The organism is Staphylococcus ureilyticus (assembly GCF_002902235.1).
GTDB lineage: Bacteria > Bacillota > Bacilli > Staphylococcales > Staphylococcaceae > Staphylococcus > Staphylococcus ureilyticus.
On sequence record NZ_PPRL01000001.1, the window covers coordinates 1 to 16661 of the forward strand.

General features: G+C 32.4%; 15 protein-coding genes. 14 read left to right on the forward strand and 1 reads right to left on the reverse strand.

Annotated features, from left to right (window positions below; genetic code table 11):
• The first annotated feature begins 344 nt into the window (after positions 1 to 344).
• The 4 genes from CD150_RS00005 to tagD all read left to right on the forward strand — a co-directional run bounded on the left by CD150_RS00005 (position 345) and on the right by tagD (position 3911).
• Positions 345 to 1145, forward strand: a complete 801-nt coding sequence (locus CD150_RS00005) for an ABC transporter permease (protein ID WP_019468398.1) — start codon at positions 345 to 347, stop codon at positions 1143 to 1145.
• 129 nt (positions 1146 to 1274) lie between these two features.
• A complete protein-coding gene (gene tarB / locus CD150_RS00010; RefSeq protein ID WP_073343348.1) occupies positions 1275 to 2366 on the forward strand; it encodes a teichoic acid glycerol-phosphate primase TarB in 1092 nt (363 codons plus the stop codon).
• Positions 2363 to 3421: a glycosyltransferase family 2 protein gene (locus CD150_RS00015; RefSeq protein ID WP_070038982.1), complete on the forward strand. Its 1059-nt coding sequence runs from the start codon at positions 2363 to 2365 to the stop codon at positions 3419 to 3421. Before tarB ends, CD150_RS00015 begins: the two co-directional genes overlap by 4 nt.
• Before the next feature lie 91 nt (positions 3422 to 3512).
• Complete coding sequence (tagD, locus tag CD150_RS00020; RefSeq protein WP_019468395.1) at positions 3513 to 3911, forward strand: glycerol-3-phosphate cytidylyltransferase; 399 nt, start codon at positions 3513 to 3515, stop codon at positions 3909 to 3911.
• 202 nt (positions 3912 to 4113) lie between these two features.
• Here the strand turns inward: tagD and pbp4 are convergent, their stop codons facing one another.
• On the reverse strand, positions 4114 to 5406 hold the full coding sequence (gene pbp4, locus CD150_RS00025) for a penicillin-binding protein PBP4 (RefSeq protein WP_073343342.1): 1293 nt from the start codon (positions 5404 to 5406) through the stop codon (positions 4114 to 4116).
• Between the two features lie 241 nt (positions 5407 to 5647).
• Here pbp4 and CD150_RS00030 point away from each other — a divergent pair, with 241 nt between their 5' ends.
• From CD150_RS00030 to CD150_RS00075, 10 genes are all read left to right on the forward strand, one after another.
• Positions 5648 to 7366 (forward strand): ABC transporter ATP-binding protein, encoded by a 1719-nt coding sequence (locus CD150_RS00030; RefSeq protein WP_103161230.1) that lies wholly within the window; start codon positions 5648 to 5650, stop codon positions 7364 to 7366.
• A 338-nt stretch (positions 7367 to 7704) separates the two neighbouring features.
• Positions 7705 to 8934: a NupC/NupG family nucleoside CNT transporter gene (locus CD150_RS00035; RefSeq protein ID WP_073343336.1), complete on the forward strand. Its 1230-nt coding sequence runs from the start codon at positions 7705 to 7707 to the stop codon at positions 8932 to 8934.
• Positions 8935 to 9582: 648 nt separating this feature from the next.
• The gene (locus tag CD150_RS00040; RefSeq protein ID WP_046207325.1) at positions 9583 to 10419 is read left to right on the forward strand and encodes a YitT family protein; all 837 of its coding nucleotides are present in this window, start codon (positions 9583 to 9585) and stop codon (positions 10417 to 10419) included.
• A 314-nt stretch (positions 10420 to 10733) separates the two neighbouring features.
• Positions 10734 to 11537 carry an ABC transporter ATP-binding protein gene (locus CD150_RS00045; RefSeq protein ID WP_046207326.1) on the forward strand — a complete coding sequence of 268 codons (804 nt, stop codon included), beginning with the start codon at positions 10734 to 10736 and terminating at the stop codon, positions 11535 to 11537.
• An 8-nt stretch (positions 11538 to 11545) separates the two neighbouring features.
• Positions 11546 to 12547: a FecCD family ABC transporter permease gene (locus CD150_RS00050; RefSeq protein WP_103161231.1), complete on the forward strand. Its 1002-nt coding sequence runs from the start codon at positions 11546 to 11548 to the stop codon at positions 12545 to 12547.
• Positions 12544 to 13560, forward strand: coding sequence for a FecCD family ABC transporter permease (locus tag CD150_RS00055; RefSeq protein ID WP_046207328.1), 1017 nt, complete (start codon positions 12544 to 12546; stop codon positions 13558 to 13560). The genes CD150_RS00050 and CD150_RS00055 overlap by 4 nt, the downstream gene beginning before the upstream one ends.
• 243 nt (positions 13561 to 13803) lie before the next feature.
• On the forward strand, positions 13804 to 14772 hold the full coding sequence (dhaK, locus tag CD150_RS00060; protein WP_073343332.1) for a dihydroxyacetone kinase subunit DhaK: 969 nt from the start codon (positions 13804 to 13806) through the stop codon (positions 14770 to 14772).
• 31 nt (positions 14773 to 14803) lie between these two features.
• On the forward strand, positions 14804 to 15379 hold the full coding sequence (dhaL, locus tag CD150_RS00065) for a dihydroxyacetone kinase subunit DhaL (protein ID WP_073343329.1): 576 nt from the start codon (positions 14804 to 14806) through the stop codon (positions 15377 to 15379).
• A 1-nt stretch (position 15380) separates the two neighbouring features.
• Entirely contained in the window at positions 15381 to 15746 is a 366-nt protein-coding gene (dhaM, locus tag CD150_RS00070) for a dihydroxyacetone kinase phosphoryl donor subunit DhaM (RefSeq protein ID WP_073343326.1), read from the forward strand.
• Between the two features lie 170 nt (positions 15747 to 15916).
• Positions 15917 to 16417 (forward strand): hypothetical protein, encoded by a 501-nt coding sequence (locus CD150_RS00075; RefSeq protein ID WP_046207332.1) that lies wholly within the window; start codon positions 15917 to 15919, stop codon positions 16415 to 16417.
• The last annotated feature ends 244 nt before the right edge of the window (positions 16418 to 16661 follow it).

Sequence of the window (16661 nt, forward strand, 5' to 3'; positions counted from 1 at the left end):
AGATAGTATATAGTATATTATATTATATATGAGTTGTTAAATTTATTAACCTATTGTAAAGTAAGTGAGTACAAATTTTAAGATAACGTTCTTATACAATTGTTAAAGTTTACTGAATTTAAGTTATAAAATCAACTAAAATGAGGTTATTTTAGCTTCGTTGTTTTTCTATTATACAACAATCATATGAGTAAGCACATCCGCTTTTATTACATAAAATATTTAATTTACCCAATTAAATATAGGTTGTTAAGATGAATAACAAAGCGTATATTAGATTTGAATGTAGACTTTTTATAGCATAATTATGATTAGCAAATTGATTGAAAGTGTGGTTTATTTAAATGAGTGCAGTGTGGGTAGTCTTAAAAGAGCATTTTAAAAATTTCTATCTAATTCAAAGGTTAGCACAATTCCAAGTTAAAATTACTAACACCAATAATTACCTTGGTATGGCTTGGGAATTAATTAATCCAGCAATGCAAATTATGGTTTATTGGTTTGTATTTGGTCTAGGAATTAGAACTAATAATCCAATCGAGGGTGTCCCATTTATTTATTGGTTACTCGTTGGTATTAGTATGTGGTTCTTTGTGAACCAAGGTATTTTGGAAGGTACGAAATCAATCGCAAGTAAATATAACCATGTCGCTAAGATGAATTTTCCGTTATCAATTATACCATCATATATAGTGATGAGTAGGTTCTATGGACATATCGCACTATTAGTTGCTGTTATTTTATTATGTATGTTAGGTGGTTATTATCCATCTATTTATACATTACAATTATTTTTATATGTTCCATTTGCATTAATTTTCACTACAACAGTAGCATTGTTTACTTCTACGTTAGGTGTATTAGTAAAAGATACTCAACCAGCAATTCAAGCATTGATGAGAATGGTATTCTTTGCTTCATCTATTTTAATTGTACCACCAGAAGGTATTGTTAAAGATGTTATGCAACTGAATCCAATTTATTATCTTGCTGAGGCGTATCGTGCATCGGTTCTATATAACGAATGGTATTTTGTTACACATTGGGAATTAACATTTTATAACTTCTTTATCATTGTATTTTTATTTGTCATAGGATCTATATTGCATATGCGTTATAGAGATCATTTTGCAGACTTTATGTAATGGAATTCAGACAAAGACGATTTATATTTAATCCTTTGGTGGCTTAAAAGTCATTAAAGGATTTTTCTATAATTTTAAATATAAAATAGCTATAATAAAAGAGAATAAATAATTACCGGCGGTGGAAATTTGAGACAGTTAATAAAAAAACTTTATATGACAATCATTAGTTTTTTAAATTTGATATATATAAAGAAAAAAATAAATCATCATCATATTGTCGTCATGATGACATTTGTTGAAGATGTACTTCCAATCATCGAAGCATTAAATCGAAAATCTTATGAAGTGACAGTGATTGCCAAGGAAAGTAATAGAAAATATGTTGAACAATTAGACAATGTGACATTTATACCTGCGGGTAATAAAAAAGTCTTCAAACATATAAAGTCCTTGAGTACGGCAAAAATTATTGTGATAGATACATATTATTTATTGTTTGGCGGTTTCAAAAAGAAATCGCAACAGACAATCATTCAAACTTGGCACGCAGTTGGTGCACTGAAAAATTTTGGACTTACTGACCACCAAGTAGATTTAAATAATAAAAAAATGGTGAACCAATATAAAAATGTTTATCGCGCTACTGATAAATATTTAGTAGGGGGCGAACCAATGGTGAATTGTTTTAAATCCGCGTTTGGTGCGAAAGAGGATCAATTTTTAAGAACTGGATTGCCTCGTCTTGTTCCATATGTAAATTTAGATATCAAACAAAAGCAGCAAGCATTAAAGTTACAATATGGTATCAATGATAAATTAGCGCTTTATGTGCCAACGTATCGCGAGCATCACCAAGCCAATCAGATTATTGATAAGGCGCGTTTTGAAACAGCATTACCTTCATACACATTGATGAGTAAGTTACACCCATCACTACCTCAAGATGAGCAACACAATATTAGTCTACAATCGCTCATGGTTATGGCGGACGTTATCATCACAGATTATAGCTCATTAGCAATAGAAGCAAGTTTGTTAAATAAGCCGACGCTTTTTTATGTCTATGATGAAGCAAATTATGAAAAAGTACGGGGGCTAAATTCATATTATTATGAAATTCCGGAATTTTACAAAGCATATAGCGAAGAAGACATCGTTCATATACTTCAAACACATGCAAGTGCTTTAATGCCATTGTTCAAAAATTGGCATGACTATAATGTTCAAAACAGCTTAACTCAGGTTATAAATCATATAGAGAAAATGGTGAAAACATGAAAATATCAATTATCATACCTGTCTATAATGCAGCAAATACACTTCAAAGAGCAATAAGCTCGGTGGATACAAAGCAAGATTATGAAATTATTTGTATCAATGATGGATCAACAGATGAAAGTAAACAAGTTTTAGAAAGACTACAAAAAGCATACAAAAACATTCGTATTATTAATCAAGCAAATCAAGGTGCAGCTGTGAGCAGAAATAAGGCATTGGAGTATGTTACTGGTGATGCTTTTATGTTTTTAGATGCAGATGATGAATTTTTGCCAAATAGTATCGATGCTATGGCAGATTACTTTCAACAGGATGAACATGTAGATATTGTACTAGGACAAATTGGAAGACTAAATAAAGGTGCATGGCAAAGTTTTTATACACACCAACCCATACAAAAATTTGATAAAGTGAATTTAGCACAATGTCCTGAAATGATGCAATCTATTGGTCCAGGAGGCAAGTTATTTAGTGCGACATTCAAAGATTTACGCTTCGATGAAGATGTAGTGTTTTGTGAAGAGCATACATTTATGATATCAGCTTATAAGAAAGCACGAGATGTGCAATTATTACCTTTTATTGTGTATGGTTATCATGAAGAAAAAGGGTCGGTGACAGATCAAAGAGCAGATCGCTTTGTAAATTATATGAGCGATGCGATTAAAGTAAGACATAGAGTGATGCACACATTGTTATTAAGAGAAGAACGGATTTATTACAGTTATCGTATGGATGAACTCATTGTCAGTTACTTGTTGCAAGCATTTCTCACAAATAATAAAAAATTAACAGAACCATTTTTAGATGTCGTAACGTCTTATATGAATAATATGCAAGAAGCAGATTATTCAGGAGAAGCAATGTTTAGAATAATTAGGGTTGTTGAACAATGTGGAAAAAATTGGAATAAAGCGTTATATAAAAAATGGCGAGAAGCATTACTTAATGTAGGCATTGGTAGACCGAATTATTACCGTTTTCAAATGGAAGTGTTACCGAAACGTGTAAAATTCAGAGGTAAAATGAAATTAAAACAAATATTAAAAAAATGAATTTTGGGTATAGTTCGTAAACTTCAAATCAGTGTGCTATACTTTTAAAAAATGTAAATTTTAATTAAATTTTGTTAAGGAGTATGAGCGTATGAAACGTGTTATTACTTATGGAACGTATGATTTATTACATTATGGTCACATTGAATTATTAAGAAGAGCTAGAGAAATGGGCGATTATTTAGTAGTTGCACTATCTACAGATGAATTTAATCGCATTAAAAATAAAAAGTCTTATTATAATTATGAACAACGAAAGATGATGCTAGAGTCTATTCGTTATGTTGATCTTGTAATCCCTGAAAGTGGCTGGGGACAAAAAGAAATCGACGTCGATCGCTATGAAATAGATACTTTTGTAATGGGGCACGACTGGGAAGGTGAGTTTGACTTCTTGAAAGATAAATGTGAAGTGATTTACCTTAACCGTACAGAAGGTATTTCTACTACTAAAATCAAGAAAGAACTTTATGGTGATGCTGAAAAATAAATCAGCAGTCATTTGTTGATATTGAATTATAATTTTAATAAATCATATGTTAAATAAATATATTAAGTGAGGCTGGGACATCGTAATGTCTCAGCCTTAACTTGTTTTGTCATCGAACGATCAAGCTATGAAAAACCCCGAGAAGATTTCTAAGTTAAAGCATCTTTTCGGGGTATCATTTTGGCATTGATAATTCATGACTTTATTTATGATTTTTTCTGTTTTTGAAAGTTTCGATAATAAGATAAATAATAATTGCGATTGCAGCTATGATTAATATCGTTCCTAATAAAGTGAGGATTGGATGTTCATCCCACGTCGTTTTCACAACTGTCGTAGTTTGATGCAGAATTGGTTTGCTTACTTTAACAGTTGGCGGGCCGTATTTATCAGAAATAAATTTTCGATCATATTCAATATGCAATTTACCATCTTCAATTACATAGTTATAATCATTTTTATCGAAATCATTTGGAAGTACATCGTATAAGTCTTTTTCTACATAATATGTTTTCCCATTAATTTTGTGATTGCCTTTTGAAATAATTTTTTTGTATTTATATTGATCAAAAGACATATTCATTAAGGCATTGCCCATCATATTACGTTGTTTCTCGCCACCTAAGTTGTCGTAGTTACCAGCACCCATTATTGTTTGATTAATTCTAAATTTACCTCTTTTTGTAGTGATAGTGTGATTGTAATCTGCAATATCACTAGAGCCAGTTTTTAAACCATCTGTCCCCTCTAAACTCATATCCGCACCCTCTAAAGAGTGATTGAATGTGTAATATGTAACACCGTGTTGCGTTGGAGCTAATTGTTTAGTGAAATAAATGATTTTAGGTGTATCTTGAATGGTACGTTGAGCTAAAATTGCAAAATCTTTAGCGGTTGATGTATTATTCTCTTCATTTTTATATTTTTTTGGTGCAAAGTCTTTTAATTGTTTATTTTCAGCACCTGTTGGATTAACAAAATGTGTATCTTTCATACCTATTGATTTTGCTTTTTTGTTCATTGCATCTGTAAAATCTGAAAGGTTTCCAGATACTTCTTGACCTAATATAAGCGCTGCGGCATTACTTGAATTTGAAACAGTGATTTGGAGTAACTCTTTAATCGTGTAAGTCTCTCCAGGATAAAGTTTGGTATTACTTAATTCAGGCAAGGTAGACATGCTGTAATGTTTGTCTGTGATTTTAACTTTATCATCTAAAGATAAATCCCCACGATTAACGGCTTCGAGTGTTAAATACATGGTCATCAATTTGCTCATCGAAGCGGGATACCAATCTTTATCAGCGTTATATTGGTAAAGAATTTGACCGGTTTGGGCAATATTTACTGCACCTTCAGGTTGATAATTATCAGTAACATTATAACCATATTGATTTGCCGCCTGTGTAGGTGTGACTGTTTCAGCGTTGGCAAAAGGTGTTATAATTGAACCGACGAAGAGCACAGTTACAATTGCCAGAATTAACTTTCTCATAATTACATTCCCTCTTAATATGTTCTGTTTTATTGCAATAGAGGTATTTTAGCATATTGTATGTAGTTTATAAAATATTAAACAGAAGAATGTTTTCTATAAATAATTTATTGAAAATTATTGTGTAAAACATGATAAAATAAATTGAAATTAATTTAACTTAATACTTTAAAATTAATCTGCTCAAAATTAATGTAAGTAAGAGGTAATTTAAAATATTTTTAGAAGAGGTAATTTAGATATGAATCAAGAGAATCCATTATTCTACTTATTTAAAAAATTATCATGGCCTGTTGGACTGATTATCATAGCTGTTTTAATTTCTTCATTAGGTAGTATTACAGGACTAGTAGTTCCTTTTTTTACAGGTAAGCTCGTAGATAAATTTTCTTTTGAAAATATTAATTGGATGTTTATCATAGCATTTATTTCTATATTTATTATGAATGCGTTGCTTAGCGGTATAGGATTGTATTTATTGAGTAAAATTGGTGAGAAAATCATTTATGCAATTCGATCCGTTTTATGGAAACACATCATCCACTTAAAAATGCCATTTTTTGATAAAAATGAAAGTGGACAATTGATGAGTCGTTTGACAGACGACACAAAAGTAATCAATGAATTTATTTCACAAAAATTGCCCAACTTATTGCCTTCAGTATTGACTATTATCGGCTCTTTAATAATGTTATTTGTGATGGATTGGCAAATGACTTTGCTGACTTTTATCACGATACCTATATTTGTATTAATTATGATTCCATTAGGTAAAATCATGCAAAATATTTCTAAAAAAACACAGGCAGAGATTGCGAATTTTAGTGGCTTACTAGGTCGTGTATTAACAGAAATGCGCTTAGTTAAAGTTTCACGTACTGAAAAAATAGAGTTAAATAATGCGCATAAGAATTTACAAGAAATATACTTTTTAGGACTAAAGCAAGCTAAGATTACAGCTATTATACAACCTATATCTGGTGTAATTATGCTTTTAACGATTGCAGTTATCTTAGGTTTTGGTGCAATTCGAATTTCTACTGGAGCAATCACAGCAGGAACCTTAATTGCAATGATTTTTTATGTTATTCAACTTACGCAACCTATCATTAATTTATCAACTTTGGTTACAGATTATAAAAAGGCTGTAGGGGCAAGTAGTCGTATATATGAAATCATGGAAGAACCTACTGAAGTTTTTGAAATAGAACAAGCAAAACCAATGATTGATGGTAATTTAACATTTGAAAATGTACATTTTAAATACGGTAATAAACCAATTCTTACAAATGTGAGTTTTGATATACCATCTGGTAGTATTACTGCTTTTGTAGGACCTTCTGGTTCAGGTAAGAGTACAATTTTCAATATTATTGAACGAATGTATGACATAGAACAAGGTGATATCACTTATGGCGACCAATCGATTTATGATATAGATCTAGGACATTGGCGTGAGAAAATAGGTTATGTCATGCAATCTAATTCAATGATGAATGGCTCAATCAGAGACAACATTTTATATGGCATTAATCGTGAAGTCTCAAACGAAGAATTAATTTACTATGCAAAATTAGCAAATTGTCACGAATTTATTGTAGCGTTTGAAGATGGACATGACACAATTGTTGGCGAGCGAGGTTTGAAATTGTCAGGTGGCCAACGTCAACGTATAGATATTGCCAGAAGTTTTGTTAAAAATCCAGATATCTTATTATTGGATGAGGCAACCGCTAACTTAGACAGCGAAAGTGAGCGAAAGATTCAAGATGCTTTAGAAGAATTGATGGAAAACAGAACAACAATCGTGATTGCCCACAGACTATCTACAATTAAAAAAGCTGAACAAATTATTTTTATTGATAACGGTAGTGTGACAGGCATAGGCACTCATCAGGATTTGATTGGTAATCATGAAAAATATCAACAATTTGTTCATACACAAAATTTAACGAAGTAATATTGAAAACACGTATGATTGGATGCTGGATAAATATATTTTTTGACTATAAACGAACCATAAAATTTTTATTTTATATAATGTACATACATGGTATAATTATTGTGAATTCATAAGTGACAATTATTTGGGGAATGATAGATTTTTATCAAGAATGAAATTAAATAAATGGATTACAAAATTTAAGATGAGTATATTCGCTGCTATATAATTAAAATTGATAATTAACTTAATGAGCGAGAGCAGATATACTCATCTTAATAATTCTTATACATAATCGAGTGTTGCTTTTAAATATTCAAGTAGTTATTTATTCAATAAGAAATGGTGGGTGTATGATGTTTTTACTTATTAATATTATTGGGTTAATTGTGTTTTTAGGTATTGCTGTACTTTTTTCCAGAAAGAAATCAGATATCCAGTGGAAATCTATTGGCATTTTAGTCGTAATTAACTTATTCTTAGCATGGTTCTTTATGTATTTCCCTTGGGGGAAATTAGCGGTTCAATTATTGGCAAATGGTATATCATGGGTTATTGATTCTGCACATGTAGGTACGGGATTTGCTTTTGCCAGTTGGACAAATACAGAAATGATGGATATGGCTGTGAGTGCCCTATTTCCAATTCTATTAGTAGTACCACTTTTTGATATTTTGATGTATTTTAATATTTTACCCAAAGTTATAGGTGGTATTGGCTGGGCTTTAGCTAAAATTACACGTCAGCCAAAATTCGAATCTTTCTTTGGTATAGAAATGATGTTTTTAGGTAATACAGAAGCATTAGCAGTTTCAAATGAACAATTGAAACGCATGAAAGAAACACGTGTGTTAACAGTGGCAATGATGTCCATGAGTTCGATATCTGGTGCAATTGTTGGCGCGTATGTATCGATGATACCAGGTGACTTAGTGCTAACTGCTATTCCATTAAATATCATTAATGCAATTATAGTTTCTTCTATTTTAAATCCTGTTTCTGTGGAAGAAAAAGAAGATATTATTTATAGTATCCGTAATGAAGAAATTGAAAAACAGCCGTTTTTCTCATTTTTAGGAGATTCAGTATTAAATGCAGGTAAATTGATTTTAATCATCATTGCTTTTGTTATCAGTTTTGTTGCACTTTCTGATTTAATTGACCGTTTTATTAATTTAATCACAGGTATTATCGCTGGTTGGGCTGGTATAAAAGGAAGTTTTGGCCTAGATCAAATTCTCGGTACTTTTATGTATCCATTTGCTTTATTACTAGGATTACCGTTTGATGAGGCATGGATAGTGGCACAACAAATGGCGAAAAAAATTGTGACAAACGAATTTGTGGTGATGGGTCAAATTAAAGATGTTATTGATTCATACTCACCACACAGACGTGCAGTTATTGCAACATTTTTAGTATCGTTTGCGAACTTCTCAACAATAGGGATGATTATTGGAACATTGAAAGGCATTGTAGATAAGAAAACATCTGATTTTGTTTCGCAATATGTTCCAATGATGTTGCTTGCAGGAATTTTAGTATCGTTAATGACAGCTGGATTTGTTGGTTTGTTTGCTTGGTAATGATGGGTTGTAAGTGAATGACTCACTTAAAGATGATATATGTCGAAATAATTGTCTAGGTCTATCAAGCATATAAGATAATTAAATACAGTGAATTTATAATCGATCGTCTTGAAGTAAAAGTTGTATTAATTACTTAGTTGATATCAATAGACGGTAAAAAAGGAGCGTGTGAAATCAATTGATTATTGATATCAATAACGCTCCTTTTTTATATTAATGCTTGTTCGTATATGTATTGTGATGATTTTAAAATAAAAAATAAAGCCAAGTAATTGACGTGAGGAGACACATGCAATATTACTTGGCTTTTACGGGAAATGAATTAATTGTATATTAATAGTAAGGACTAGGTACTAAAAATATACTCGAGCAAAAATTGTTTTGTATGTTACTATAAGCAACACAAAGGAGATGGCTTCTTATTGGCAATCAATAAGAAGATAAATTTTATTATAGCAAAGGAAAGTGTATAAGTAAACCGAAAATTCAGAATTTTTAAACTTTTAAAAGTGTAATAAAAAGAAATCTTATAATATCAATGTTTTACAAGTAAGTGATTCAGAATTTTTTTCAAATATTGTTGTGGTATGTTCGATAGTTTGCTAATATTCAATTGATTGAAGTTAATATGAGGGGGTCATGTGGGTGAATAAAACAGTACGAGATTTGTTATTCGTTATAATTGGGTCATTTATATTTTCAGCAGGCGTTAATACTTTTATCATATCTGCTGATTTAGGCGAGGGAGGCGTGACCGGTATAGCTATCGTACTTTATTATGCCTTTCACATATCTCCTGGTGTAACAAACTTTGTATTTAATGCAGTACTTATCGCTATAGGTTACAAGTTTCTAAGTAAGAGAAGTATGTATTTAACGATAATAGCGACAATATTAATCTCACTATTTTTAGAATTAACAGTGAGTTGGAAAATTGAGACAGGTAATATTTTAGTTAATGCAGTATTTGGTGGCATGTCTGTAGGTCTAGGTATTGGTATTATCGTACTTGCTGGAGGGACAACTGCAGGAACAACGATTTTAGCTAGAATTGCTAATAAATATTTAGATGTTAGTACACCTTATGCACTGTTGTTCTTTGATTTAATTGTTGTTGCAATTTCATTAACAGTAATTCCTGTTCCGAGTGCGTTGGTTACAGTAATCTCACTTTATATCGGTACAAAAGTAATGGATTATGTCATAGAAGGTTTAAATACGAAAAAAGCAATGACGATTATTTCTAGTAAACCAGATGAAATAGCTAAAGTGATTGATGAACAGGTAGGACGTGGGTTGACAATTTTAAATGGCAGAGGCTATTTCTCTAAGCAAGAAAAAGACATATTGTATGTTGTTATTACTAAAACGCAAGTTAGTAAAGCGAAACGTTTAATCAAACGCATTGATAACGAAGCATTCTTAGTGATTCATGATGTTCGTGATGTTTATGGTAATGGTTTCTTAATTGATGAACATTAAAAATGAAAAAATGCTAATTAAAACCTTGGTGTATGGATTAGATCCTACATCAAGGTTTTAATTTGAGTATCGCTACAATAATCCGATAACTAAGAATTTTCTTATATTGCTAAAAAAAACTGTATGGCAATTTAAAATATATTCATAAACCATACATTTTGCTTGCTATCATAAAACATTTATTAGTCATCATATCTAAAAAATGATATAATATCATCTGTGATAATGATTATCATTTAAAGGACAAATCAGAATAAAAATGACATAGATATAGATTGTTTTTGGTACATTTTGTATTAGGAAGAAGGGAAATTATGACTCGATTAGAAGGAGAACAAGTTACGATAGGTTATGGGGATAATGTTATTGTAGATAATTTAGATGTTCATATTCCGACTGGTAAAATCACATCTATTATAGGACCCAATGGTTGTGGAAAGTCTACATTACTAAAAGCATTGTCACGTCTTTTACCGATTAAAGATGGCGAAATTAAATTAGATGGTGAAAATCTGCATACACAATCAACAAAAGAAGTTGCCAAAAAAATTGCGATTTTACCACAATCACCAGAAGTGGCCGATGGACTTACGGTTGGAGAGCTTGTTTCATATGGTCGCTTTCCACATCAAAAAGGATTTGGGAGACTTTCTGCGGAAGATAAAAAGGAAATTGATTGGGCCATGAATGTAACAGGTACTTATGAATTCCGATTACGTTCTATCAACGATTTGAGTGGTGGTCAACGTCAAAGAGTATGGATTGCGATGGCATTGGCTCAAAGAACGGATATTATTTTCTTGGATGAGCCTACAACATATTTAGATATTTCACATCAATTAGAAATTTTAGAATTAATTACCCAATTAAATCAAGAACAAGGTTGTACTATTATTATGGTGTTGCATGATATTAATCAAGCAGTTCGATTCTCAGATCATCTGATTACGATGAAACAAGGAGACATTGTTGCTGCTGGAGGTACAGAAGATGTTTTAACCAAAGAAAACTTAGAAAAAGTATTCAATATAGATGTAGAGATTAGTACAGATCCTAGAACAGGGAAACCTATGCTAGTTACCTATGATTTATGTAGAAAAAGCTATTCAGAAATTTAGGTGTAATCATGGCTACGCAAAAAAAGGGAAAATTAAGCTTCACAACAACATTAATAATTAGTTTGGTTCTGTTAGTCATTGCTTTGACGGTATCAATATTGATTGGAGATGCTAAAATTCACATTTCTACAATATTTGATGCGATATTTAATTATGATAATAAGAATCAACAACATAATATCATTAGTGAAATACGTATACCAAGAGATATAGGAGCAATGCTTGTAGGTGTAGCATTAGCGACTTCAGGTGCAGTCATTCAAGGCGTTACTAAAAATGGTTTAGCAGATCCGAGTTTAATCGGATTAAATTCAGGCGCTTCATTTATGTTAGCGCTAACTTTTGCATTTTATCCAACAGCACCATTTATAGTGCTTATGATTGCAGGATTTATCGGAGCAATCATGGGTGGATTTATTGTATTGATGATTGGCAGGTCAAGAAGTGATGGCTTTAATCCGATGAGAATTATACTGGCCGGAGCTGCCGTAAGTGCTTTGCTAACAGCCTTAAGTCAAGGTGTAGCATTATTGTTTAGATTAAATCAAAGTTTAACATTTTGGAGCGCTGGTGGAGTTTCTGGTACGACTTGGGGGCAGCTTGTTTGGGCAGCACCATTTATTATTATTGCATTAGTTATCATTATTGCGATGAGTAAACATCTAACTATTTTAAATTTAGGTGAAACTTTAGCAATTGGATTGGGACAAAATGTTGCTTTAACACGTGCAATTGCTTTGATTATATCCATGGTTATGGCAGGTATTGCCGTAGCAATGGTGGGTCAAATAGCATTTGTAGGACTAATGGTTCCACATATTGTACGTTATTTAGTTGGTACAGACTACGCTCGTGTTCTGCCATTAACTGCTGTTATTGGCGGGTTATTGCTACTCGTTGCTGATACGGTAGCGCGCATGTTAGGTGAAGCTCCCATAGGTGCAATCATTTCATTTATTGGCGTACCTTACTTCTTGTATTTGGTTAAACGAGGAGGACGCTTTTCATGATAGACCCAAAATTAAGATATAAACAGTTCATTACCATGATTATACTTATAATATTGGTGGTATTCGCATGTGCTTGGAGTATGACTTCAGGTGAATATAAGATGTCTATAGGTACTTTTTTTAAAACACTTATAGGTCAAGGTGAATATACCGACACACTCATACTTATGGAATTTAGATTTCCGAGAATGGTTATTACTATTTTAGCTGGTGCTGCTTTAGCAATGAGCGGAGCTATCATACAAAGTGTAACTAAAAACCCTTTAGCGGAACCTGGTATTTTAGGTATAAATGCAGGGAGTGGGTTTGCTATAGCACTATTTATTGTAGTTGGTCAAGTGAATGCAGATAATTTTGTATATGTATTACCAATTATAAGTATGATCGGTGGTATACTGACTGCGCTAGTTATTTTTTCATTTAGTTATAATAAAGGAGAAGGTATCACACCAGCAAGTATGGTGTTAGTAGGCGTGGGTATGGCTACTGCTTTAAGTGGTGGGTCCTTGACGTTAATGTCAACATTTGACGAAGATCAATCAGAGTTTATTGCCTCATGGCTTGCGGGTAATATTTGGGGCGATGAATGGGCGTTTGTAATTGCCTTTTTACCTTGGGTCATTGTACTGATACCGTTTTTATTATTAAAAGCGAATGTTTTAAATTTATTAAATACGCATCAACATATTGCTCAAGGTGTAGGTGTGAAAATTGGTAGAGAACGAATTGTATTATTGTTAATAGCAGTAGTTCTGTCGTCAGCTGCAGTATCCGTGGCAGGAGCTATTGGTTTTATAGGTTTGTTAGGTCCACATATTGCTAAATCAATTGTTGGTCCGAGACATCAAATGTTTCTACCAATTTCCATATTTATTGGTGCCTTTTTACTTGTGTTGGCAGACACTGTCGGACAAGTGATATTACAGCCTTCTGGTATGCCAGCTGGTATTGTTGTATCAATCATAGGCGCACCGTATTTCTTATATTTAATGTATAAAACAAAATCAGTTTAAATATGAAAATAGAAATCATTAAATTTTTTGTGTGTAATAAATAAGTACGCAATAAGATAAAATTTTGTTATAACTAGATAGTCATTTAAGAAAAACTTTACAGATGGGCGGGTTTTAGAATCAATTTTGAAAAGGATTGATTGAGAACCCGCTCTTTTTTAAATAAACCCTTTGAGTTGTTAGCGTTTACATTTGTGTGTAGGGTATACTATAAGTGAATAGTGAAAACAGGAGGTCCTCAATATGAAAAAGCTCATTAAAGATAAAACACAATTTTTACCAGATATGTTAGATGGTCTTTCGATTTCAAATGAAAATGTCGAAGTAATTGCTGATACGGTGGTTGTACGTAAACATAAAAAAGAAAAAGGCGTAGCGATTGTATCTGGTGGTGGCAGTGGTCATGAGCCAGCACATGCAGGTTACGTAGCGCAAGGTATGTTAGATGCTGCAGTGTGTGGTGAGGTATTTACATCTCCAACGCCAGATAAAATTTTAAGTGCGATTAAAGCTGTGGACAATGGAGATGGTGTACTGCTTGTTGTTAAAAACTATGCAGGTGATGTCATGAATTTTGAAATGGCACAAGAAATGGCAGAAATGGAAGATATCCAAGTAGAAACCGTTGTGGTCAAAGACGATGTTGCTGTTAGTGATGAAGCACAACGTAGAGGCGTTGCTGGAACAGTATTTGTGCATAAAATAGCTGGATATTTAGCAGAAAACGGAGCCTCACTATCGCAAATTAAAGAAAAATTAAATGAATTATTACCAACTATCAAATCAATAGGTATGGCTTTAACGCCACCATTGGTTCCAACAACAGGTCAATATGGCTTTGATATAGATGATGAATCTATGGAGATTGGTATCGGCATACATGGTGAAAAAGGTCTCTCACGCCAAAAAGTTGAAAGTGTAGATTTAGTCGTTGAACGATTGATTGCCGAACTATTGAATGAGATAGATGATGAACGACTTATTGTGATGATAAACGGTATGGGAGCTACACCTTTATCTGAACTAAATATTGCAACTAAATACGTGGCACAACAACTCGAAGATAAACAAAAAGACGTAAAATTATGGTTAGTTGGAGACTATATGACTTCATTAGATATGGAAGGTTTATCAATAACATTTTTACCATATACGGAACAAGTTTATGAAGCATTGATTGCACCGACAAGTAGTCCATACTTTAATGCTTAAATAAAAAATATAGGTTAGGAAGTGAAGCGGAATGAATGTGTCAGAGTTAAAAGAGAGATTGCTTAATTTAGTTGATGTCTTTGAAGAGAAAGAATCATTATTAACAGAATTAGATAGAGCAATTGGTGACGGTGATCATGGCGTAAATATGTTAAGAGGGTTTAAAGCCTTGCCCGACCAGCTAGATGATAGCACTGTGTCTACATTATTAAAATCTACTGGTATGGCTTTAATGTCTAATATTGGTGGTGCTTCTGGTCCACTTTATGGATTTAGTTTTGTGAAAATGTCTCAAGTTGTTGGTGATGAAATTAATAAAGAGAATTTAAAAACAATGCTTAACACATTTTCGGAGGCAGTTGCGCAACGTGGGAAAGTAGAGTTAAATGAAAAGACAATGTATGACGTTATTGAACGTACCAACAAAGCGATAAATAATGGTGAAACTTTATCATTTGAAGATTTACAATCTTTGGCAGAAGCAACTAAGGATATAGAAGCAACGAAAGGTAGAGCAGCCTATTTTAAAGAAGCGTCAAAAGGGCATGTGGACCCGGGTGCACAAAGCAGTGTATATATTTTAGACGCATTAATAGGAGCTGATTAATATGACACAAATTATTATTGTAAGCCATAGTAAAGAGATAGCAGATGGTACAAAAGCTTTGGTAAATCAAATGGTAGGAGAGAATATTAAGATTACAGCACAAGGTGGTGTGCATGGTGAAATTGGCACTTCATATGATGATATCCAAACAATGGTGAATCAAATAGATGACGACGCATTATGTTTTTATGACATTGGTTCTGCTGAAATGAATACAGATTTAGCGATTGAGATGTATGAGGGAGAGCATCGTGTAGAAAAAATAGATGCCCCTATTGTTGAAGGAACTTTTACTGCAGCAGTAAATCTTTCTGTAGGAAAGACTATAGATGAAGTGATAGATGAGTTGAATACGAAATTTGGCTAAGTCAACGTATAAATCAATGATCTCTTTCAAGTAGTTATAATGACGTATGTCGTTCTAACTGCTTCAATTAACTTGACAAAAATATTCTTTTTTATATGAATATATAATTAAGATATGGTAAAATGAGACTTAACTGTTAAAGAAATCTGGATATCTAGGAGGACATTGCAATGAAAGAATTGATACAAAAGCATGTCTTAAACGGCGAATTTGAATCAGTATACCGTCTTATGTCCCAGACAGATTTTATGGAATTTGAAGAAGCTTATATCTCAAGCGCTCATGAAGTGGAAAGTATCATGTTTTATACATGTATTTTAGATATGATGAAAACTGAAGAAACAGCAGAAATGCATGACTTAGCTTTTCTACTACTCGTTTATCCATTAAGTGAACTACAAGGTGCTTTAGATTCTGCATATTATCATGCAGAGTCATCCATAAAACTTACTGACGGCAAAGAAGTAAAAAGCTTATTACAGATGTTGTTATTACATGCAGTTCCTGAACCAGTCATTTCTGATAAAAAAGCATTAGAGATTTCTCGTCAAATACTTAAACTAGATCCAACAAATAGCGTTGCGCGTAATGTACTAAAAGAAACAGCAAAACGTTTAGATAATGTTGTCGTTGATTTCAATGAACTTAATCGTTTTAAAAATGCACATTAACTTGAGTAAGCGACAGTTAAATCATAGAATAGTGTTTAATTCTGATGTGAAAATAATTGTATATGAAAATGACTTTTTGAGGCTGAGACAAATTGATTGTCTCAGCCTTTTTCATGAGCATAGCTCAGGTATTTATTTTAAATCAGTAAAGTTTCTGCTCCGTTTTTCTTTGTTTTATTGTTATAACATTAATGAAAATAAGACTTAAATTTATTTTTTATATTTGTTTGGTACATTAGATGAT

Coding starts and splice junctions, on each gene's coding strand:
- CD150_RS00005 (WP_019468398.1), top strand. CDS start 345: ATGAGTGCAGTGTGGGTAGTCTTAAAAGAGCATTTTAAAAATTTCTAT.
- CD150_RS00015 (WP_070038982.1), top strand. CDS start 2,363: ATGAAAATATCAATTATCATACCTGTCTATAATGCAGCAAATACACTT.
- tagD (WP_019468395.1), top strand. CDS start 3,513: ATGAAACGTGTTATTACTTATGGAACGTATGATTTATTACATTATGGT.
- pbp4 (WP_073343342.1), bottom strand. CDS start 5,406: ATGAGAAAGTTAATTCTGGCAATTGTAACTGTGCTCTTCGTCGGTTCA.
- CD150_RS00030 (WP_103161230.1), top strand. CDS start 5,648: ATGAATCAAGAGAATCCATTATTCTACTTATTTAAAAAATTATCATGG.
- CD150_RS00035 (WP_073343336.1), top strand. CDS start 7,705: ATGTTTTTACTTATTAATATTATTGGGTTAATTGTGTTTTTAGGTATT.
- CD150_RS00045 (WP_046207326.1), top strand. CDS start 10,734: ATGACTCGATTAGAAGGAGAACAAGTTACGATAGGTTATGGGGATAAT.
- CD150_RS00050 (WP_103161231.1), top strand. CDS start 11,546: ATGGCTACGCAAAAAAAGGGAAAATTAAGCTTCACAACAACATTAATA.
- CD150_RS00055 (WP_046207328.1), top strand. CDS start 12,544: ATGATAGACCCAAAATTAAGATATAAACAGTTCATTACCATGATTATA.
- dhaK (WP_073343332.1), top strand. CDS start 13,804: ATGAAAAAGCTCATTAAAGATAAAACACAATTTTTACCAGATATGTTA.
- dhaL (WP_073343329.1), top strand. CDS start 14,804: ATGAATGTGTCAGAGTTAAAAGAGAGATTGCTTAATTTAGTTGATGTC.
- dhaM (WP_073343326.1), top strand. CDS start 15,381: ATGACACAAATTATTATTGTAAGCCATAGTAAAGAGATAGCAGATGGT.
- CD150_RS00075 (WP_046207332.1), top strand. CDS start 15,917: ATGAAAGAATTGATACAAAAGCATGTCTTAAACGGCGAATTTGAATCA.